This window comes from Ruegeria sp. CF1, assembly GCF_056537445.1.
Window position 1 is genome coordinate 90,772 of the sequence record NZ_JBQFRN010000005.1, and the last position, 19,795, is coordinate 110,566.

Here is a 19,795-nt window from a genome sequence, read left to right on the forward strand (position 1 = left end):
TTGGAGAACGCCATTTCTATGATTGCTCTGCGTTGGATGACTGGAGCGGCTAGAATGGACGATCCAAGCGAGTTCCGCTCTGCTTACTTTTTGGTTAGAGAATGAGGCCACGAAACGAAACCTTGCCCTTACCTGCTCGAAGATATCTAAAAAAGGGCGGCAACCAAGGGCTTGGTTGTCTAAATCTGCGGCAGAGGGCGGATCCGAACAGATTTGATCGTCGGGAAAAATTTGTTGAGACCAATCTTAGTATTCGTACCGTTTTTTGCTGGAGTTTTGGCTCTTCCTTCTTTTGGTCAAGACCTAGACCCTGATGCTTCTGACTCTACTGCACGTGCAGCGCTGTCTGTTTTGAGTATCGCGGCCACTCCAAATGAAACTCTGTCTTCATTCTCATTCTTGAAGACATCCGGAGATACAAGAAATCTGCGTTCTACACAGTTGCGCGGAGGGTTCAACCCGTACGATAACGGTCTGTATCTAGAGGGCCTCATTGCGTATCAAAACTACAACCCTGTGCTCATTTTTCCCGAGATCGCTTCCGGGGCAGAATTGGATGTGACCTGGTCAAGTGTCGCGGCGACAGTTGGTGCCGGCTGGGAGTTTCCTCTGAACAATGGTTGGTACATCCGTCCGACGGGTCATTTTTCGCTTGGGCGTGTCACCACGGATGCTATTTTGAATGGTTTCCAATTGCCTTCTTCCCGCTCAGGTTCGGCTGATGCTGTTGATGGTGATTTGAACGCCTTTGGTGTCGGTGCTTCGCTTGGTATTTTTAAGGAGACGCAGATTGGCAAATGGAACGCAGAGTATCGATTCCGCCAGACCTTTTTGGAGTTTCACCCAATAAACGAGGCGCAGGCCGGGGATGCGAAGGCAAACTCCAATCAAACGACCTTGTTCTCACGTCATCGATATCCGCTGGAGGGACGCAAAGTCTTCGAACTGCCGTTACACCTCGTTTTGGACGCTGGGGTCGTTCTCTATCATGGGGATAGCGCGATCGTGCTGGGCACTGATTGGCTGGCTACTGCGGGTATCGGAATTGAAATTGATACTACGTCAACTGGCATACCGGCGATTCAAGCAGGGCGTATCATGCTGAACGGAGTTGTTGCTGAAGGACTTTCGGGATTTTCGATAGGTCTGGGTCTTCGGTTTTAAGTTGTCTGCAACCAGCGCTTGAGACTATTCAACCTTCCAAGAAATCAAAAGTTTTTGTGCCCAAGACCAGTCGAAACATGGGACTACTTGTTGCTACGGATCAAGACGGTATTCTAAAATTGCAATATGTTTGGTGTCCTCACCAATCCGACCGACTAAGGGGGCGAATGCCTTGCTGGATATTCTATTCTACGTAATGACAATCGTTTCGTTGTTTGTTGCAGTACTCTATTTCAGAGACCTTGGCGATATTCCGCAATTGTTCGTTAAAACGAAACGCAAGAATGTCGATCGGTTCATTCGTCACGAATACCGTTTCTGCTTCCAGAAATTAAGGGCACAGTGACATCCTGCCTCGATCGAAATCCGTGATGGCATTTACACAGAGATCTCCTGGCCAAAAGATTGCGACAAAGCCGTGCAGACGCAATGAACTACTTCATTTTCGATGCCTGATCGGGATTGACACTCAACTCGAAAAATAGATTCTGTGCATGTAGCGTCATATAGTATTCGTAGAATCTATTACGGTCAGGGCATGACGCATTCCAACGCAGCTTCCGGGTTTTCCCTCAACCAACTGGATCTCAACCTGCTTCGTGTTTTCGATGCGATCATGCGCGAGCGAAGTATAACCCGAGCGGCAATGCGCCTGGGTAGAACGCAACCATCGGTCAGCCACGCGCTGAATAGGTTGCGCGACATCTTGGGCGATGAGCTATTCCTGCGCGTTGACGGGCAAATGGCGCCAACGCCCCGCGCAAAAGATTTATCGGTGACGATCAGCAAAGCACTGTCAGACGTAAGCCTCGCGATTGAACAACATCTGCATTTTGAGCCCAAGTACACGACGCGAACCTTTCGGCTGTGCGTGTCAGATTATACCGCTGTTGTGGTTCTGCAGGCCCTAATTCAGAAATTTATTACCCAAGCCCCGAAGGCCAAATTGAACGTCGTGCATGCACAAAACTTCGAAGTGGCCTTGAAGTTGCGTAAGCGCGAGATCGATTGCGCGATCGTCGGGGATTACTCCGGGAACGATCCGTTGATTGAACAGGAGCTTGTGTCCAAGGACCGAATGGTTTGCGCCGCCTGGTCCGGCAACACCAAGCTCAAGGATATGACCCTTCAGCGGTACCTTGATGCACAACATCTCCAGATTTCATCTGATGGTCGCTCATCAGGCATGATGGATCGGGCGTTGAAAGATATCGGATTAAGCCGCACTACGATTGCTGTGACGCCCTATTATATGGGGATACCCTATGTTCTGGCGGGCACAGATATCATGACCGTGTTTGGCGAAGGCACGTTGCTGGCATTGCCGCCCGACAGTGACCTCACAATCTTTCCTCCGCCCGTAGAACTACCTGACCTCAGGGTCGAATTGCTGTACGAAAACTCGGTGTCGCCGGATCCGGGGCGAGAATGGTTAATGAACGTCATTCGCGAAGTCGTGGGGCAACAGGACAGCCGCAAAAAGGCGCTTTACAAAAAGATGCTAACGGTGATTTAGCAAACTAATGTAGCGTTCTGCTGGCATCATCTGGCAAAATGCTAAATCTGAATTGCCATCACTCGATTTCAAAGATTGCCTCGACTTCAACACTGGCCTGAAGCGGCAGCGAGGACACACTCACAGTGGCGCGCGTGTGACGACCGGCATCACCAAAGACGTCGACCATAAGGTCCGATGCCCCGTTCATGATTGGTGCGTGATCCGCAAAATCGGCATGCGCGGCGATGTAGCCACGCAGCTGAGATACACCCGTGACACGATCAAGCGATCCCAGTGCGGCTCTTGCCTGGGCCAATACGTTCATTGCACAAGCTCTCGAGGCCGCAACGGCATCTTCGATAGTTGCCCCTGTACTGACGGCACCTTTCGATACAAGCGTGCCCTCGATATCCAGACACAGTTGACCTGAGATGTACAATTGATTGCCGGAGATCTTGGTGGCCACATAGTTGGCCACAGATTTCGGGGGCTCAGGGAGCATAAGGCCCAATTCCGAGATCCGCGCTTCTGCATTTGTTGTCATTTTTGTGTCCTTAAATATTGTCAGGCGGTTTTCTGATGGTTTTGAAAGGCCGCAACAAACCGGTCCAGCCCGCTTTGAAGCGTTATCCGGGCCGTTGCCAAGTTAAGACGGATATGGCCTTCGCCACCGGGGCCAAGCGGCTTGCCGGGTGTGACCGAGATCCGCGCCTCTTCGATGATGGCATTGATTTGGTCGTCCGAGAGGCCCAGCCCACGCATATCCAGCCAAGCAAAATAGGTGGCGTCCGAGTCAAAAACCGTGATTTGTGGCAATGCATTCTCGAGCGTGTTGCGCAGAAGGGCGTGATTGCCTTCGATATAGCCCATCAACGCCCTGCGCCACGAGTCCCCGCCGCGTAGGGCGGCCTCGGTCGCGGCCTGCCCAAACATGCACCCTCCGAAATAGAGGTTGTTTTTGGCCAACCCGCGCTCGAATGCCTGGCGGTACTTGGGATTATCGATGATCACCAAGGAATGCTTGGTGCCGGTCAGATTGAAACTCTTGCTGGCCGATGTCAGCGTCGCTGAATTAATTGCCGCGGCCTCGGAAATCGAGGCGAACGGAGTATACTTGTGATCTGCTTTGACGAGGCCAAAGTAAACTTCATCACTGAGAACAAAAATGCCCCTGTTCAGGCAGAACTCGTTCAGCGCACTTAGCTCGTCGTGGGTCCAGGCACGCCCAACGGGATTGTGCGGGTTGCAAAGGAGCAGCATCTTGGTGCGCTCTGTCACTACTTGGGCCAGCCCGTCCAGATCCATGACATAGCGGCCATTTTCTACCTTGAGCGGGTTGGCCAGCGGAACACAGCCGCTTTCCCTGATGATCTCTTCAAAGCAGTGATGCACGGGCGACTGGTATACGACCTCGTCACCCGTCTGGGTCAGTTCCTCAAAGAATGGCTGCATCGACGGATAGATTGCGACGTGGCTGTAGATGGAGTCTCGATCAATCGTCCAGCCGTGGTTGCGTTCAAAGTGTCCGATGATCGCATCGAAATAGCTTTCCCGCTTCTGCGGATATCCAAAATGCCCACCCTGCGCGACGCGGTTGATAGCGTCCTGAACGGCGGGGGCGGCCTTGAAATCCATCTCGGCCGTGCCAAAGCACAGCCAGGAGGGATCTTTCCTGTTGGCTTGTTCAAGCTCCCATTTTTTTGTGCTCAGACCCGTGCGATCGAGCGGAATTTCAAAGCCGAAATTCGTGCTGTCGGTCGTTTCCTGAATGGCCATGGAAGGAGATTGAAGCATGGGGTTTCCTGTTCTTGCTCGTTTTCGTCGTGTGCTGTCTAGTCTTTCATAGAACACGCGCCAGAAACTCTTTGGTTCGCGGCGACTTCGGGTTGGCAATGACTTCCTTTGGGTCGCCTTCTTCTTCAACGATACCGCCATCCATGAAGATCAGCTTGTCAGCCACTTCGCGTGCAAAGCCGATTTCGTGGGTCACAACCACCATCGTGATGCCCTCTTTGACGAGGCCTTTCATCACGTCGAGCACTTCGCCGACCAGTTCGGGATCAAGCGCCGAGGTCGGCTCGTCGAACAACAGGACCTTAGGGCGCATGGCCAACGCCCGGGCAATGGCCACACGCTGTTGCTGGCCACCTGACAACTGTCGCGGGTAGTTGTCCCGCTTGGCCGCCAAGCCCACACGCTCCAACAGCTCTTCGGCATAGGCGATGGCGTCTTTCGAAGATTCTCCGCGCACCCGGATGGGGGCTTCGATCAAGTTTTCCAACACGGTCATGTGGGGGAACAGGTTGAAGTGCTGGAAGACCATTCCGATCTCGGCGCGACGCTGGCAGATGGCCGAGTCAGGCAGCTCGTGCAACTTGTTGCCGTCCAGCCGGTAGCCGACAAAATCACCATCAACCAGCAACAGCCCCGCATTGATCTCTTCGAGGTGATTGATGCAACGCAGGAAGGTGCTCTTGCCCGATCCCGATGGACCAATAATGCAGGTGCAGGTTCCGGCAGGCACCGTCACATTCACGCCCTTCAGTACTTCCAAGTGGCCGTAGGATTTGTGCACTCCTGCGGCGTGGACCATGGCTTCAGACGGAACACCAAACTTCTCACGGTGATTAAGTGGCGCAGCCATGCTTATTTCCTCCGGTTGAATTTAAAGAGAGATTTTAGGAATCCTTCAGCGTCGCCATGGTCTTCCTTGCCATAGTAGCGCTCGAGATAGCCCTGCCCGACCGACATGATCGAAACAACGACGAGGTACCAAAATGTCACCACAATCAAGAGCGGGATGGTTTCAAACGTCCGGGCATAGATTGCCTGGGCCGAATATAGAAGGTCACCCACGGCAATGATCGAAACCAATGACGTGGTTTTCAAGAGGTTGATGGTTTCGTTGCCGGTTGGTGGGATGATCATGCGCATCGCTTGCGGAATGATGATCCGGCGTGTCAGAAGGCTCGGTTTCATACCGAGGCAGGCAGCGGCCTCGGTCTGGCCCTTGTTCACGGACATCAAGCCACCACGGATGATTTCCGCCATGTAGCCAGACTCATGTAGCGACAGAGCGATCGTGGCCGCCACAAAGGGTGTCATGACATCATTGGTTGGAACCGAGACGAGCATGACAACGCCGGGAATCCCAATGCCGATATTTTTCACCAGGATAGCAAGGTTGTACCATAGGATCAGCTGAACCAACGCCGGTGTTCCTCGGAAAAACCAGACAAACACGCGGGCGGGAATGGCTAGTAGCTTGCTCGTCGACATCATCATGAGCGCAGCAACCATGCCCATCGCCGTAGCTAGAGCCATCACCACAATCGTGAGCCAAATGGTGGTCCAAAGTCCTTTCATGATCAAAGGATGGAACAGGTATTTGCCTACGATGTGCCATTGAAGTGCTTGATTTGTCACTGCTCCATTGACGAGGAATAAGACGCCAATGACTACAAGGGTCGCAGCTATGACGCGACCGGGGTGACGCAAAGGGATAACCTTGAGTTTTTCAGGGTCAAGGTACACGCTAACGGATTGGTTTTCGGCTGATGAACTCATGGCAGAATCCCCCTCATGGGATAGGCGTCCCCTTAGCGCGGGACAAAAGTGGAGAGGTCAAAAGGAACAGGTGATTGCTGGCCCCACCACGGGAGACTATGGCAGGGCCGGGGCCGTTTAGTTCGGCAATTGGGACGCTTCGGTGTATACCGTCGACTCCGATAGTCCGGACGCGTTCAGCTTATACCCTGACAGAATCCGCTCGTAGCTCCCGTCGCTGATCATCGCGTTAAAGACTGCCTGCATCATCTCAGCCGTAGCGGTATCGCCTTTTCGAACGGCTACGCCCAACGGCAACGGAAACATTGGATCACCAACAACAACCTGCGCGCCTTCGCTGGTGACTTGATAATACCCAGCCGAGGTCGAGTCTTCGAGCCGCGCCTCTGAGCGACCTGCTATGATCGCCTGGATTGCGTCTTTTTGCTCGGGGTAGATCTGCTTTTCGACAGCAGGCTTGCCAGCCGCCTCGCAGGCTTCGGTCAGCTTGTCGGCTACAAAGTCACCCGAAGACCCGGTCAGAACAGCGATCTTGCGACCGCAGGCACCGTGTTCACCTTCAAACGACGCCGCTGCGTCTGGTGTTGTCACAATAACCACACCGGTCTGCAAGAATGACACGAAGTCAACTTGCTCGAGGCGTTCTGCCGTCACTGTGAACGTCGACCAGGCGATTTGGAACCGGTCGGCTGCCAGGCCGGGAATCTGCGAGGCAAATGGCACCACGTCGATGTCCAACTCCGCTCCCAAGAGATTGGCGGCCGCAGTAGCCAGTTCAATATCAACACCAGCGGGCTTGCCATTCTCGTCCGTGTATTCGAACGGCGCATAAGAAAGCGAGTTTGCAATAGCAAGTTTGCCACTGTCTTTGACAGCATCGGTGACGGGGATGTCGCCAGCTGAGGCAACGGTTGCGACTACGGCTAGTGCAGCAACTGCAACAGGCTTGTTCAGAGATTTGAGCATGGGTTCCTCCCGAGATAGTACTCAGAGGTAGGCTAGAAATGCACAGTTAATTAATCCAATTCATAGTTAGCATACGCTAAATGCATCACCTGCATAAATGTGCACTCACGAGCTTTGCTAAAACGTCGAAAAAGCCTTTACCTCTTTGACTCAAATAAATCCTTGTAGATTTCGTTAACTGCTTTGCAATTCTCAAGTATCTTGTTCATGTCCGTGTTCTTTTGTTGGGGGCAGCCTAGTGTTCTGCCGAATGACAGCCTGCGGTACGCCGTCAAGAGCGCGATGTCATCGTTGGCGCCACAAAAGATCCGACTATGTCATGTCGGAATAACTGGAACCAGAGGTATCCCGACTATCAATGGTGTGCGCTGGCCATCCCACCAAAGGCGGCTCATCACACAATGAGAACAATCTTTCGATCGTGACGTTGTGTTTCGGCACGTGTAGTTGGGTTTCACTAGCCGAACGGCCGATTGGATGGAGCACGACCGATCTTTCCAAACATGCGGCGAAGGCCTGAAATTCACCCATCTGCGGATTGCTTTACTCCAAGGAGGTGTTCTTTTGAGACCGTCGCGAATTCATCCTTTGTCCCACACACGGTATTGTCTACTAGTGTTGGCTGGTAGTCCACACCGGGATAAAGCAAACACATGACTTCTCAATAAGTTACCAATGACGACAGGCTTCTACTCCTACAGAATTCGTATGGTTTCCGCACAAATCACTGTTGCGGATCCGACCGGAATTGCGGCAAAAGACACTACCTTGGCGAGCGCAGTTCTGGTTGATTGGTCGACCAACAATTTGTAGCGCCTGAACTTCTTGGATGTTCTAACCGTTCTCGGCGAGCGTGACTTGTCGCTGGGATTTTGGAGGGCACAATGAAAGCCTATCTCGTTGCGCATATTCTATTGCTGCCATTTCTCACCTTCACTGTCCTCGCACCGTTTGGTTTTCCACTCGCTGGTGCGGTCTTAGGTGCAGTTATCGGTATTGTTGGCTGTGCCGTGCGGTATGGCGCTCAATTTCCTCCGGCATTTATGGCCGCCCAGGTTCTGGGAGTTCTGACCGTGACGCTGGTTCTTCTGCTCGGGCCAGGGATTCGGGAGACCGACGCGCTCGCCATTGTATTCTCGTTTCTCGCAGTTGGGGCATTCGTGAGTATCCGCCAAGGCAGGCCGTGGACAGCAGAACTATCTGCGGCCGATGTCGGTGAATTTGCTCAGCATCCGGCCTTCATCAAGTCCAACATGATGTTCTCAGTTATGTGGATGCTAATCTTTGCTTGGTTCGCTTTTGCAAACTGGCAAGAGCTCTCGGCCATATATCGGTGGGTTCCGATGATCCTTGGTGGTGTCATTACGGTTATTGGGCCGAAACTTTTGATGAGAATTGGCGTCAAACGCGGCGTTGTTCCTCCGCAAAAATAGAATGATGCAGCGATGCCGGACTCATTGAAGGACGGAGAAACGAAAATCTAACGGTTTCAAAACCTTCGTTTCTCCAATGGCCTTCGTTTACGAGACAACCCCTTGGATATTGATGCTCCGTTTCTCGATGAACCGGTCACCTCTTCGTCAAAACCGATAAGTTGCCCCAATGAGCGGCCCGGACTGACTGAACGTGTAGTCGCTTCCATCAATCTCGTGATCGAATGAGATGTATCGGTAGCCTCCCCTGATAAGCCATCTGTCGCTAATAGCGTAGTCTGCGGTCATCAGAACCTGCCAGGTTTCGCTTCCGCTTCTAAAGCCTCCATAATCAAAAAAACCGGTACCAGACCATTTATCCGAAAAGGCAATACGTGCTCTTGCGGCGACAACCGGATCGGTCCAGCTTTCATCGGCAATACTCGATCTCCCGGGCATCATTCCCGGCGTAAATTGCAGGTCTGTTTTTGTTCTGTACCATCTAAACCCGCCGGCCAAGTCCAATTTGACGGATGGGTCCTCATAAACCCTGTATCCCAGATAACCACTGAAAAACTGGGTTTTGACCGAAGTATCCAGATCGGCATTTGCAGGACCTGACAATGTGTTGCTGAAGCTTAAATCGACGTAATTGTAGTCCGCTAGAATGCTCCAACGACCATTGGTTGCGGCAAACGCCCCCATGAATGCTAGATCCAGATTCTCAAGCGCATCTGAAAAACTCAGCGTACCCTCAATAGTACCTATGGGTGTTGCTTGAGAGGTTTTGGTCTCTGGTGTGAACAAATAGATCGAAGCCTCGTAGGACCAGTCATTTTGCTGCGCTGAGACCGCATTCGCCGCAAGCATATACACTGCGACCAGTGGTGCGAGGTCTTTCAGTAGTCTATTGAAAATCATATCTTCCACCTGCCGATCAAATGTAGTTGAGCTTCTTGCTTATCCAAAAAAGGATTTCCGCCAGCGCTGAGATCGCGCCGGCCTCTTCCGTGATTATCAGGGCTGTTCCAGATGTACCAAGCTGTGCGCTATCTGCAGGAAGGCCTTCTGGGATATCCATAGTGACGATGTAGCTGGACGCACCAGTTAGTTCGCGCAGGCTTGGCAACCCGCCTCTCGCATCCACCGCGCCTTCTCGCGTTCCCGGCGGAATTGCGCGGATTGTTGTCTCAAACTCGCGGCCCGGCATTGTTCCCAAAGCAATCCGGATCGTATCGCCTACTGACACGTTGGGATAACTACTTTGCGGCAACTGCGCGATGAGCAACCGGTCTGCAGGAAGCGAAAAGTTCATGGCACCTTGAAGAGTCGTTACGCGATTTCCGGGACGCAGCGAGAGGGCAGTGACGATACCGTTATCAGGCGCGCGCACAACTGTCTGTTGCAAAGCCCACTCAGCCTGTGCCAGTGCCTCCTGAACTTCGACAACTCCAACATCAACGCCGTCCACTTGGGCCGCAATTCGTCGTTCAAGACTACGCTTGCGCGCCTGTGCAGCGCGCAGTCCGGCTTCGAGTTGTTCAATCGTGGAAACTGCTTCCTGAAGTTGGAATTCAGCGGCAGCACCGCGTCCGGTAAGTTGGACTATGTCGTTGCGGCGCTGCACACCGAAAGCAAGTTGCGCTTCGAGAGATTCAATCTCTGCAAGCGCCGCCTGATGATCTGTTTTCAACTGATCTGCGGCTGACTGTGCGGCTGCAAGTGATGCTTGAAGCCGGGCAACTTCAGCCGCATAGGTGGTATCATCGATACGAAACAACACATCACCCTTTGCGACCGGTTGGTTTGCTTCAACGGCCACTTCGGTGACGGGACCAGACACGTTGGGTGCAATATTGATGACAGCACCTTGCACAGACACTGACCCGGAAGGTGTCGTGTGGTTCAAAGCTCCGATTACAACCAGCGCTATGACCAATGCTCCACCATATACGACTGTCTTGAAGAACCCGTTCCAAGGCAGGACTTTGAGCTTCGCAAAAACCAGCCAGACAATGCCGAAATAAAGACCAAGGATAATGAGCATCGTTAATAGCCCTCACTGTGTTTCTTTTACGTCCGCTGCCGTCAAAACTCGCGCGTATAGCTGATGCCAAGTAGGTTACGTTGTCCGAAAGTGTTGTCGATGTAGCTACCAAACACACTGATGCTGTCGTCTGGCGACGCATTGAAGGTAACACCGGCACCGATGCTGAACCCTGTGTAGTCGTTTGAGCCGGCGGATAGGACACCCGCGGTCTTTATCGTCCAGCGTTCAGAAATAGGTTTGAGACCCAACAATCCGACATATCCACCTTTGCTGGCGATTTCGGTGGGAAAGGCATCGGCAAACTCGAAATTGCTATTGCTGATCCGACCATCGGTGTAGTTTGCTCCGAGAGCCGGGAACAAAAGCCACCCTTTCGGTCGGATGCCAAATGCAGCAAGAGGTACGAACGTTCCGATGGCGTATTGCGTTTGCATGACACCGCCTTCGAGTTCCTGCTCTGAGACCGAGATATTCACGATGCCAAAATCGAAGAGGTAAGATCCGCCTATGCGCCACTGATCGTCCTCCGAGATTGATACGTTGATCTTAGTGACAGGTCCGAATGCTACTGACACGAATAGGGTGCCAAAATCGCTGTACCGGACGCCGATTTTTGTAACAATTTTTGTCGGATCATCCGAGAGTTTTTCATCTGGAACGGTCTGCGCCCAAGACGTGGAAGCCGCCACAGCGAAGAATGCCCCTAAAAAAGCACGGGATATCATTCGCCATCTGGTCATGCTCCGGTATCCTCACCATCTTTCGTGGCTTGGTCTTGCCGTTTCCGCGCTACCGCGCAGATAATGGTGAATACCAGGTTGATTGGAACCATCAGCGCCATGAATGCCAAGACACTTGCCGAATAGGCCGGGTTGAAGCAGCACGCATCCACAAGAAGGTATACGAGGCCGACATTGCGTAGGTTTGTACAGATGGCCAGTACCTGCCTATATTCCCGATTGCTGCCGCCTAAAAACCAACCGACCGCCATGAGCGAGAGAATGAAGATCAACATGGCGATCAGGCTCATCGGCCCAAGACCTACAGCCGCTTCTTGCCTGGTCCCGAGACTCGCTACGACAGATGCAATAAAAGAAACTGTCGATATGAGCATCGCCGGTTTGTAAATGTGCTCGGCCACTGTAGGGAAGAAACGACGGATCAACATACCCAACAACAGTGGAATCCCAATGACAGCCACGATACGGATTAGCAATTGATCCCAGGCGACGCGTTCAAGCGCATCGGTTGGAAGGACAATCTGAGCTGCCGCAGGGGCGAGTATTAAGCCAATGATTGACAGCAAGAACAGCAACGCTCCAGCAGCACCGACTTGTCCCGGTGCTTTGGTTGAAAACTGGACTGCGTTGATACCGCCAGGAGCTACCGCCAACAAAAACAACACGACGCTCACTGGTCGTGGGAGGGGAAAGAAACCGATGATGAGAATCGCGATGATAGGCGGAACGAACACATTCGCGGCAAGTACTCGCGCAAGTTTTTCTCGTTCGAGAATGGAGGAGCCCATTTCGCGGAAAGTTGCACTCATCCCGATGCAGAGCATCGCGAGGCAGAGAAAAATATGGATAAATAGCGTGACGGATTCTTCGAAGGGAAGGGGGGAGTCCATCACAGTGGTTCCACATTCCAAAGGATGCTAATTGTAGCGTAAATCGCAACCGCGAAAACCAACCCGGCTGAGATCAAGGCAGGTGAAATCGGAAAAGGCTTTCCGGAGATATCAGACAGTCGCTTAAGAAAAGTTATCTGTTGTATGATAGCAACTGACAGCATCAGCACCGCCAGTACCAGCATGAACAAACCAACAAAACGTGCGCGTTCCACCGGTGCGTCTTCTAACCCAGGCACGTCAGTTAGAATTCGGAAAAGTGCTGGTATGGAGAAGCCGAACCCAATGAGTGACGTGGCCGTTCTCATATATCCCATCGTCGTCCTGTCCGATGCAAGCCGGGAACGCTCGAATGCAAGATCCGTGCGCTCTCCAGCCAACTGATTGGTAGAACGCTGCGGTTCATCCTCATCGTCAAAATCCATGGTATGCCTCAGTGATAATTCTAGGTCTCATTTGGTTTGTCTGCGACCCGCTCTTCACGAATTTCCCGAACAAGAAAATAATCGAGAAAAGTTCGGACAAAGGCGATCGCCGTCAGCTTCGCGAGTTCTTCAATTGTCGGGTCTGTCGCAGTTGCGATAATGTCCGCGCCTAACTGCAATTCGAGCGCAACAATCAGGTACTTTCCGAGGATGCGCCGCGCGATTGGCTCTGCATCGGAGTTTCTGTGCAATATGAGCGCTCTAAGGAAGGCAACACCTCCTGCTGCAACAACAATGACGCTCGCCGCTTCGAAAAGGATCTGGATATAGCTTGCCGCTTGAACGATCAGTATTTCCAACGCATGCATGGTAACTATCCTGTTGCGACAGGTTCATCTTGACTTTCAGTTCGACCGACAGACGACACTGCGCAAGCATTGAACAACTCACCCAAGTGATCTGGATCGAGCGTTGATTTATGGGCGATGGCAACGATGCGGTTGGCCCGATTCTCAGCACCCCAAGCACGGTCCTTTGTCAGCTCAACGCGCCGTCCAACAACTTGCAGCACATATCGGTAATCCCGATCGTCATCCAGGTGCACAAAGCCTTTGCAGCGATAGATATTAGAAGGCAGTTCTCTCTTGATCATTCGTTCCAGTGCTTTGCGCTGTAACGGAGCATTGTGCGTATAGCTCCATGTACTGAAGAATGAACCGTGATTGTGCCTATGATCATGGTCATGGCTGTGTTCTTGATCAGCCATCGCGCGAGAAACATCGAACCGCCCAACGGACAGCAGGATTTCGAGGGGAACGCCACACTTGACCGCAGGCACAATGCGGACCCTCGAGAAGAAGCCGTCTATCCACCTCTTTACCTTTGCAGTTTCCTCGACACCCGCCAGATCAACTTTGTTTAGGATTACAAGATCCGCAAATCCGATCTGCTGCAGCTTGAGCTTGGCAAGGTCCGGGTCGTCATAAGTGAAGACTTGATCGGCGTCGACGACACACGTCACACTGTCAAGCCGTATCAGGTCGCGATAGGCTGAATCAACGAAGGTCATATAAATGCTTGCTGGGTCTGCCACCCCGCTGGCTTCAAGCAGTATGTATTCGATGGGATCATCACGTTCGATCAATGCGGCGACAGACTCAACGAGATCATCTCGGATTTGACAGCAGACGCAGCCGTTCGCGAGGCTGATCATCCCATCTTCGACGTCAACAACCAATTCTGCATCGACATTGATCGAACCGAAATCATTCACGAGAATGCCGACTTTCAACCCATGATCACCCTCCAAAATCCGGTTCAGCAGAGTGGTTTTTCCCGCACCCAGAAACCCTGTTAGGATCGTCAGCGGGACAGGTTCTTTTGGGGCATTATTCATGGCTGCATCCTTGGCAAGAACTGTGATCGCGCCGCGTGGCTCAGAAACGCGGCGCGTATTTTTAGTCAACAATCAGATCAATCCGTATGATCGCGTGCAGCAATCAGGGCGTGGAGGTCGAAGCGGAACGTTTCTTCGTCGTAGTGCTGCGTCAGTGGACGGAGTACGTCCTCAGGCATGTAGAGGGCCGGATCTAGTTCCCGTTCCCGGAGGAAGGCATCCTGTTGTTCCTCACGCGGCAAACGCGGTTTCGGGATCTGAATGTAATCCGGCATCTCGCCATCCGGGAACGGTATCGTTCTGGGATCTGGTGGCTGCATCGCCGGCATTTCCGGACGCAGGGCCATGCGTTCCCAGATACGATCCTTGGTGACGTTGATTACCTTGGTGTCTGGTCCACCAAAGAGGAATAGACCATCCCAATGCGCGCGAATTTCCGCGATGGCTTCGCCCGCCGATTCCTCGGTGTAGTGGCAGATCACACCGGCCCGAGGTTGAATTTCATTCATCAGATATCCCGCCGCATAGTAAGGCGTGTGGTAGGTATCCAGAGTGAATTCCAGAACTTCTTTGGGCGTGCCGTATTTGTAATTGAGCAGTTGCGGTAGATCGGCTTGTCCTTCGGTCACGAAAATGTCGCAGCCTTTCGCAAACTCGATCGTGCTTTCATCAGGGCGCCCGTCGCCTGTCCAGACAAAGGACAATCCGGCTTCTTCCCAATCCACGCGATATGCTGACGCACCGCTTTTCACGTGGCTTCGCGCCCAATGCGTGACTTTCAATCCGGGTTCTTCCAGAACCACACCGCCTTCGTCTTTGTAGTCGAACTCGACAACTTCGGTGTCGTAGCCTGCGCCAATCGGGCAGTGGTCAAAGTTTTCAAGATGCCATGTCATCATCTCATGCATCTTGTCGACCATATATTGAGTGCCCGTCTCTGGCCGGTCACCCGATGGGCCGAAAATGCGCAAACCGTTACGCCAGCCACCCGACCATGCGCGGAACGGCATAAAGTAGGGCAGGTCTGCATAGTGGTCGACGTGCAAGTGGCTGATGAAGATGTCGCGCACCATCGGCGGCAAAATGCCAAGCTGAATAATATTCCTTACGCAGCCATTGCCGAAATCAAAGAACAGGCGGCGCGGGAATGGAGTACCATTCCCCAACTCCAAGATAATGCATGTGCCGGACTGTACCATCGTCGGAGGCCAAGGCGTGCTACCCGGAAAACAAATCCGCATCTCGCCTTTTGGCAAAAGCTCGTTGGGCGGGAAAAAGTTGTTGCTTGTACAGCCGGGTGTTGGCCGGAAATATTCCGGCAGCGTAATGCCACCGCCGGGGCGTTGCCCGTAAGGGTTGCGTGGTTGGCTCATTCTAGATTCCTCCGGATATGGTTTTGGTGCTCAGTGTTTTGACTTCTTCTTGGTTCCTGAAGATCAGGCCCCGCAGTTCGGTGACATCGTCGAGGTCAATCGACATTGGTGAGCCTCTGAGTGTGCCTTCGTATTTCAGACAGCAGCTCGTCTCGAACAGTCTCCCATTCTCTTCGAACAGGAGACTTTTCTGGTGAGAGGGCTAAATACTTAAGGGCTTCATCAAGGTCTTCCACCGCTTCACGTACGTTTTCGTTCCTTAGCGCTCGGGACAGAGCTGCCTCGGAATACTCGGGTATGAGGGTGTGGAGTTCCCTGCAGTTCATGGCAGAATGTGACCCTTTTGTATTCACTTTAGCCAATATGTTAGAAGGTGGATGAAGCGAAAGGAAAGTGAGTTACAGTGAGCTAGGGGTAAGTTCAGCTTAAATTCAGAGGAGCAGGATGGTTATTAATATATTGAAAAAACTGCTTAAATCAGGTTCTTTCTAAGAAAATGGTAACGGCTGAAGAAATTAGACAAGCACTTGAGCGCGTCCTGACATCTGCAGAGTTTGCTGGTTCACCCAGACTGCAGTCCTTCCTGAGATACATTGTCGAGCAGGAACTTGACGGTCATGGGAGTTCTATAAAGGGCAAAGTTATTGCGACCGATGTCTACGATAAGGAACTTGACGAGAACGGAGGGGCACTAAACCTCGTGCGGGTTGAAGCCCGTCGCCTACGGCGTGGTTTGGAGGATTATTACAGTGGCGCGGGCAGATCGGACCCTTTGCGCATAAATATGCAAACCGGAGGGTATCGACCACAGTTTGAACGATTCATCGCGACGAAGCCAAGTGTCGGACAAAGCCAGTCGGAATCTTCGCATTCTGACGGTTTATGGCGTCATAAACTCCTGCTGCCCCTGATCGGAACAACGCTTTTGTTGATATTTGTTCTGTGGTATTTTGGTCTACGCGGTTCCCAATCGAAAACGGAGTTCGCAACCGTTAAAAGCTCCGCAGAACTGGCCGCACTTCGGGAGAGGTCAATTACCAGTGTTCAGGCTGTAAACTTAGCCGAGCAAACACGGGGATTGTTTTTTCCTTTGTTCGACCTCCGACGGCAAGCCATTAACCTGGAAACGTTTCGGTATGTGATTGAACTCGATCCGAACCTTGCTGCAGGCTATGCGGGTTCGGCCCAGGTACTCACACTTAAGTCACTGCTTACAAGCAATGCCGACGCATCTACCACTTTAATTGGTGAAGCTTTGGAAATGGCAGAGCACGCTACCACGCTAGACCCTTTGGATGGTTGGTCCCAAGCAGCTCATGGTTGGACCCTTGCCGTGACGGGAGACATTGAAGGAGCGCTTAGCCGTGCCAGAATTGCCTTGGACCTTAGCCCTCAAGACGGCCACACTTTGGATCTAATAGGCATCACGGCCCTAGTGGTAGATGATCCAGTGTTTATGGCCGAAGTGTCTCACCCACAACGGTCTCGACTGGGCGTCGGCCGTTTCGCATACAACAATATCTACGGCGCTTCACAACTAATGCTGGAGAACTATGACGAAGTCATTGAGGCCTTCTCCAAAGCAGCAGAGCGAGGCCATCCCGTAAGTCCTCCAAGCCTCTTTTTGCTCGCGACCGCCTTTCACGAAACAGGTAATCCTGCAGGGGCGGAGAAGGCAATCGTCGAAATGTTGGACACTTGGCCGGACTTTCCTGCCCATGAAGTTATAGCTCGGTTTTTCGTGAATGACTCTGCAACTCGTTCGCGCGTTCTTTCGGTGCTTGATCTGTATTCACCAAGTTGAGTCAGCAGACGTTCAGCTAGTCGAAGGAGTCCGCGCGACCAACTCGCCACCTTCCAGTCCGTTAGAGCTTCCTGACTCAGGCTGTTCGCCTCGGCCAACATACACATGATTGAAGATAATCGTACACGCTTCGGTTCGAATTCGAAGATCCGTAGCGACCCAATCTAATCGCATGAATAAAAGGAGGTTGATAAGCCAAGCATATCTGCAAAGCTCTTATTATCTGCCAGACACGAGGCCTCAAGTGCGACTGATCAGGATTTGTTTAATTGTAGCAGCGATGATCGCAATGGCCGTCGTCGGACTAAGGCTGGCGTTTCCACTCCCGCGAGAAAACTTCGCCGAACAGACTGTGATGCAAGGTTCCGATTGGACTGGACCACTTGGGACGACCATCAAGAGCGCTTTGGAGAGCAATTCCGGATTCGACGGGGTGCGCCCGTTAGGAAGCGGTCGCGCGGCATTTGCAGCCCGCGCCATCCTCGCGAGGGAAGCGACATCTTCAATCGATGCTCAGTATTACATCTGGCAGGATGACGTGACCGGCCTGATGCTACTTGACGAGCTTAGGGCAGCCGCCGAGCGTGGTGTGCGGGTTAGGTTGCTGGTCGACGATAACGGCATCTCAGGATTGGATGGTTTGCTTGCCGAACTGGATGCTTTGCCCACTGCAAATGTTCGCATTTTTAATCCGTTCACACTGAGAAGTCCCAAACTATTGTCGTACGCCTTTGACTTCAGCCGCCTGAACCGGCGGATGCACAACAAGTCAATGACAGTGGATGGGGTGGCCACAATTGTCGGTGGCCGCAATATCGGCCACATATATTTCGACTACGGGGCAGGAACTCACTATCTTGACGTAGACGCGATAGCCATCGGTCCTATTGTGGAAGAGGTTTCGCAGTCCTTCGATACATATTGGAATAGCGCTTCTTCGTATGATGCCGTTCTCTTCTTAGACCTTCCCGCAGAAAAAAGCCTACAGGCTAAAGCTGATGCGGCGCGCCAGACTGCCATCGGCGCAGGTTATCAGAAAGCAATCGAGGAAAGCGAACTACCCGACCGGATTGAGGGACATGATTTGAAGTTCGACTGGAGTGAGGTCACTCTTTTTGTCGACGACCCTGCCAAAGGCTTGGGTATCGTCGCAAGTAAAGACTTGATCGTCGAACAACTGATCGAATCCAATCTTTGGCGCGGTGTTTGAGACAGACCAACAAATCGCGGTGGCTTTGCCCAATGGGCAACGAATGATGGTAGGCCTGCCGTTGGCGAATTTGCTCACCTTTCTTGAATCGATCCAGTCTGAATAGTCACTGACCAATCTGCTCATCCGTGTCAGCCGTTCGTCTGATTGACATGAGAGTCAACGGCGGCCCCAACACCTCGAAGGCCACAGTACTGACTAGAGTAAAAGCCATGATCGACGCGGCCCAATGTGGAAATTGCTCTCCGGCGACAAGGGCCATTCCCACCGCGACACCGGCCTGTGGTAACAAAGCTGGACCGTACCAGCAGGTCTGACGGCTAGGCAGGCCGCCAAGTCTCGCTCCGCAATAACCCCCGACGAGGCGGGCGACAGCGCGCAAGAATAGGAAAAGAGCACCAGCCCAGCCCATCAAGCCGAAGGCTTCAATATCCAACGTGGCGCCAGCCAACAGGAAGAACAGGATCATGAATGGCCACTGAATGTGCTCGATCTCATGGAAAGCACGCTCGTGATGGCGGGCAAGATTCCCGATAACTGCGCCCGCAACCATGCCTGCTACCAAGAATGAAACCTCCAGCCAAAGCGCGAGGCCCGCTGTAAGAAAGACTATGCCCACTGCTTCTGCCTGCATTGGCTCTCCCGGTTTCAAGCGACCGGTCAGGTAAGCGGATGGCACGCCTAGTGCAGAACCCAACAAAATAGCCCCTCCGAAATCCCACATCGCTGTGGTCGTGATGGTAGCCCAACCGTCCGAATGACCGGCCAGAACCAATGCGACGCTGAAAACGATCAGTCCCCAAGCGTCATCAATTGCGACTATGCCCTTTAATGTCTCGGTGAAGCTGTTGGACACCCCAGATTGTTTTATCACGTCTGTCATGGCGGCCGGAGCTGTAGCCGTAGCAATTGCCGCCAGCACCAGCGCCAACCCGAAGGGCACGCCAATAGCGGCCAGTCCAGCAGAAACAATAACAAGGGTTGCAACCACGATTGAAATCGAAATCGTCAGAATGGCTCGGCCATGCCGAACCAGATTCTCGCGGGTCAATGATCCTCCAAGAAGAAATGCGACCATCGTCAATGCCACGATGGATACCTCATCGAACCACATTGCAACGTCGAGTGGGATCAACCCCATTCCGGCATTCCCTGCGATCAAGCCAAGGAAAAGCAAGGTGGTAACACGAGGAAGATGCGTGGCCCGGCCGAGTTGGTCGGCCGCCAATCCGGCAAGGAAGAGCACACCAAGGGTAATCAGAAAGCCGGCAATGTGCATAGAAAACCAAGCGTTAAGTTC

At 52.6% G+C, this 19,795-nt stretch carries 19 protein-coding genes; 5 read left to right on the top strand and 14 right to left on the bottom strand.

Annotated elements, in window-relative coordinates; translation table 11 throughout:
* The first annotated feature begins 213 nt into the window (after window positions 1-213).
* Both ACRZ96_RS11020 and ACRZ96_RS11025 read left to right on the top strand, forming a co-directional pair.
* Window positions 214-1,164, top strand: a complete 951-nt coding sequence (locus ACRZ96_RS11020; RefSeq protein WP_480814553.1) for an autotransporter domain-containing protein — start codon at window positions 214-216, stop codon at window positions 1,162-1,164.
* Between the two features lie 538 nt (window positions 1,165-1,702).
* Window positions 1,703-2,680, top strand: coding sequence for a LysR family transcriptional regulator (locus ACRZ96_RS11025; RefSeq protein WP_170425020.1), 978 nt, complete (start codon window positions 1,703-1,705; stop codon window positions 2,678-2,680).
* Between the two features lie 58 nt (window positions 2,681-2,738).
* On the opposite strand, the gene ACRZ96_RS11030 is transcribed toward ACRZ96_RS11025, so the two are convergent.
* The 5 genes from ACRZ96_RS11030 to ACRZ96_RS11050 form a co-directional block, all read right to left on the bottom strand.
* Window positions 2,739-3,206, bottom strand: coding sequence for a RidA family protein (locus ACRZ96_RS11030; RefSeq protein ID WP_480814554.1), 468 nt, complete (start codon window positions 3,204-3,206; stop codon window positions 2,739-2,741).
* Between the two features lie 20 nt (window positions 3,207-3,226).
* Window positions 3,227-4,456: a MalY/PatB family protein gene (locus tag ACRZ96_RS11035; RefSeq protein WP_480814555.1), complete on the bottom strand. Its 1,230-nt coding sequence runs from the start codon at window positions 4,454-4,456 to the stop codon at window positions 3,227-3,229.
* A 46-nt stretch (window positions 4,457-4,502) separates the two neighbouring features.
* A complete protein-coding gene (locus ACRZ96_RS11040) occupies window positions 4,503-5,306 on the bottom strand; it encodes an amino acid ABC transporter ATP-binding protein (RefSeq protein WP_480457473.1) in 804 nt (267 codons plus the stop codon).
* A 2-nt stretch (window positions 5,307-5,308) separates the two neighbouring features.
* Entirely contained in the window at window positions 5,309-6,229 is a 921-nt protein-coding gene (locus tag ACRZ96_RS11045; protein WP_170425029.1) for an amino acid ABC transporter permease, read from the bottom strand.
* 117 nt (window positions 6,230-6,346) lie between these two features.
* The gene (locus ACRZ96_RS11050) at window positions 6,347-7,195 is read right to left on the bottom strand and encodes an ABC transporter substrate-binding protein (RefSeq protein ID WP_480814556.1); all 849 of its coding nucleotides are present in this window, start codon (window positions 7,193-7,195) and stop codon (window positions 6,347-6,349) included.
* A gap of 884 nt (window positions 7,196-8,079) precedes the next feature.
* Here ACRZ96_RS11050 and ACRZ96_RS11055 point away from each other — a divergent pair.
* Window positions 8,080-8,628, top strand: coding sequence for a hypothetical protein (locus ACRZ96_RS11055; RefSeq protein WP_480814557.1), 549 nt, complete (start codon window positions 8,080-8,082; stop codon window positions 8,626-8,628).
* Window positions 8,629-8,775: 147 nt separating this feature from the next.
* On the opposite strand, the gene ACRZ96_RS11060 is transcribed toward ACRZ96_RS11055, so the two are convergent.
* The 8 genes from ACRZ96_RS11060 to gntH all read right to left on the bottom strand — a co-directional run bounded on the left by ACRZ96_RS11060 (window position 8,776) and on the right by gntH (window position 15,481).
* On the bottom strand, window positions 8,776-9,528 hold the full coding sequence (locus ACRZ96_RS11060; protein WP_254443027.1) for a porin family protein: 753 nt from the start codon (window positions 9,526-9,528) through the stop codon (window positions 8,776-8,778).
* A 16-nt stretch (window positions 9,529-9,544) separates the two neighbouring features.
* Window positions 9,545-10,654, bottom strand: coding sequence for an HlyD family secretion protein (locus ACRZ96_RS11065; RefSeq protein WP_480814558.1), 1,110 nt, complete (start codon window positions 10,652-10,654; stop codon window positions 9,545-9,547).
* Between the two features lie 41 nt (window positions 10,655-10,695).
* On the bottom strand, window positions 10,696-11,382 hold the full coding sequence (locus tag ACRZ96_RS11070; protein WP_480814559.1) for a hypothetical protein: 687 nt from the start codon (window positions 11,380-11,382) through the stop codon (window positions 10,696-10,698).
* 11 nt (window positions 11,383-11,393) lie between these two features.
* A complete protein-coding gene (locus ACRZ96_RS11075) occupies window positions 11,394-12,287 on the bottom strand; it encodes a bile acid:sodium symporter family protein (RefSeq protein ID WP_480814560.1) in 894 nt (297 codons plus the stop codon).
* Window positions 12,287-12,712, bottom strand: a complete 426-nt coding sequence (locus tag ACRZ96_RS11080; protein WP_170425047.1) for a YidH family protein — start codon at window positions 12,710-12,712, stop codon at window positions 12,287-12,289. The genes ACRZ96_RS11075 and ACRZ96_RS11080 overlap by 1 nt, the downstream gene beginning before the upstream one ends.
* A 20-nt stretch (window positions 12,713-12,732) precedes the next feature.
* Window positions 12,733-13,080, bottom strand: a complete 348-nt coding sequence (locus ACRZ96_RS11085) for a DUF1622 domain-containing protein (protein WP_480814561.1) — start codon at window positions 13,078-13,080, stop codon at window positions 12,733-12,735.
* Window positions 13,081-13,085: 5 nt separating this feature from the next.
* On the bottom strand, window positions 13,086-14,108 hold the full coding sequence (locus ACRZ96_RS11090; protein ID WP_170425053.1) for a CobW family GTP-binding protein: 1,023 nt from the start codon (window positions 14,106-14,108) through the stop codon (window positions 13,086-13,088).
* A gap of 77 nt (window positions 14,109-14,185) precedes the next feature.
* Window positions 14,186-15,481, bottom strand: coding sequence for a guanitoxin biosynthesis MBL fold metallo-hydrolase GntH (gntH, locus tag ACRZ96_RS11095; protein WP_170425056.1), 1,296 nt, complete (start codon window positions 15,479-15,481; stop codon window positions 14,186-14,188).
* Between the two features lie 496 nt (window positions 15,482-15,977).
* Between gntH and ACRZ96_RS11100 the strand changes: the two genes are divergently transcribed.
* Both ACRZ96_RS11100 and ACRZ96_RS11105 read left to right on the top strand, forming a co-directional pair.
* Entirely contained in the window at window positions 15,978-17,285 is a 1,308-nt protein-coding gene (locus ACRZ96_RS11100) for a tetratricopeptide repeat protein (RefSeq protein ID WP_480814562.1), read from the top strand.
* A 280-nt stretch (window positions 17,286-17,565) separates the two neighbouring features.
* Entirely contained in the window at window positions 17,566-18,495 is a 930-nt protein-coding gene (locus ACRZ96_RS11105) for a phospholipase D-like domain-containing protein (protein ID WP_480814563.1), read from the top strand.
* 106 nt (window positions 18,496-18,601) lie between these two features.
* On the opposite strand, the gene ACRZ96_RS11110 is transcribed toward ACRZ96_RS11105, so the two are convergent.
* Window positions 18,602-19,774, bottom strand: a complete 1,173-nt coding sequence (locus tag ACRZ96_RS11110) for a cation:proton antiporter domain-containing protein (RefSeq protein ID WP_170514570.1) — start codon at window positions 19,772-19,774, stop codon at window positions 18,602-18,604.
* Window positions 19,775-19,795: the final 21 nt, after the last annotated feature.

Excerpts from the sequence above, each read along its gene's own strand:
- ACRZ96_RS11025 (WP_170425020.1), top strand. The coding sequence starts at position 1,703 with ATGACGCATTCCAACGCAGCTTCCGGGTTTTCCCTCAACCAACTGGAT.
- ACRZ96_RS11030 (WP_480814554.1), bottom strand. The coding sequence starts at position 3,206 with ATGACAACAAATGCAGAAGCGCGGATCTCGGAATTGGGCCTTATGCTC.
- ACRZ96_RS11035 (WP_480814555.1), bottom strand. The coding sequence starts at position 4,456 with ATGCTTCAATCTCCTTCCATGGCCATTCAGGAAACGACCGACAGCACG.
- ACRZ96_RS11040 (WP_480457473.1), bottom strand. The coding sequence starts at position 5,306 with ATGGCTGCGCCACTTAATCACCGTGAGAAGTTTGGTGTTCCGTCTGAA.
- ACRZ96_RS11045 (WP_170425029.1), bottom strand. The coding sequence starts at position 6,229 with ATGAGTTCATCAGCCGAAAACCAATCCGTTAGCGTGTACCTTGACCCT.
- ACRZ96_RS11050 (WP_480814556.1), bottom strand. The coding sequence starts at position 7,195 with ATGCTCAAATCTCTGAACAAGCCTGTTGCAGTTGCTGCACTAGCCGTA.
- ACRZ96_RS11055 (WP_480814557.1), top strand. The coding sequence starts at position 8,080 with ATGAAAGCCTATCTCGTTGCGCATATTCTATTGCTGCCATTTCTCACC.
- ACRZ96_RS11060 (WP_254443027.1), bottom strand. The coding sequence starts at position 9,528 with ATGATTTTCAATAGACTACTGAAAGACCTCGCACCACTGGTCGCAGTG.
- ACRZ96_RS11065 (WP_480814558.1), bottom strand. The coding sequence starts at position 10,654 with ATGCTCATTATCCTTGGTCTTTATTTCGGCATTGTCTGGCTGGTTTTT.
- ACRZ96_RS11070 (WP_480814559.1), bottom strand. The coding sequence starts at position 11,382 with ATGATATCCCGTGCTTTTTTAGGGGCATTCTTCGCTGTGGCGGCTTCC.
- ACRZ96_RS11075 (WP_480814560.1), bottom strand. The coding sequence starts at position 12,287 with ATGGACTCCCCCCTTCCCTTCGAAGAATCCGTCACGCTATTTATCCAT.
- ACRZ96_RS11080 (WP_170425047.1), bottom strand. The coding sequence starts at position 12,712 with ATGGATTTTGACGATGAGGATGAACCGCAGCGTTCTACCAATCAGTTG.
- ACRZ96_RS11085 (WP_480814561.1), bottom strand. The coding sequence starts at position 13,080 with ATGCATGCGTTGGAAATACTGATCGTTCAAGCGGCAAGCTATATCCAG.
- ACRZ96_RS11090 (WP_170425053.1), bottom strand. The coding sequence starts at position 14,108 with ATGAATAATGCCCCAAAAGAACCTGTCCCGCTGACGATCCTAACAGGG.
- gntH (WP_170425056.1), bottom strand. The coding sequence starts at position 15,481 with ATGAGCCAACCACGCAACCCTTACGGGCAACGCCCCGGCGGTGGCATT.
- ACRZ96_RS11100 (WP_480814562.1), top strand. The coding sequence starts at position 15,978 with ATGGTAACGGCTGAAGAAATTAGACAAGCACTTGAGCGCGTCCTGACA.
- ACRZ96_RS11105 (WP_480814563.1), top strand. The coding sequence starts at position 17,566 with ATGATCGCAATGGCCGTCGTCGGACTAAGGCTGGCGTTTCCACTCCCG.
- ACRZ96_RS11110 (WP_170514570.1), bottom strand. The coding sequence starts at position 19,774 with ATGCACATTGCCGGCTTTCTGATTACCCTTGGTGTGCTCTTCCTTGCC.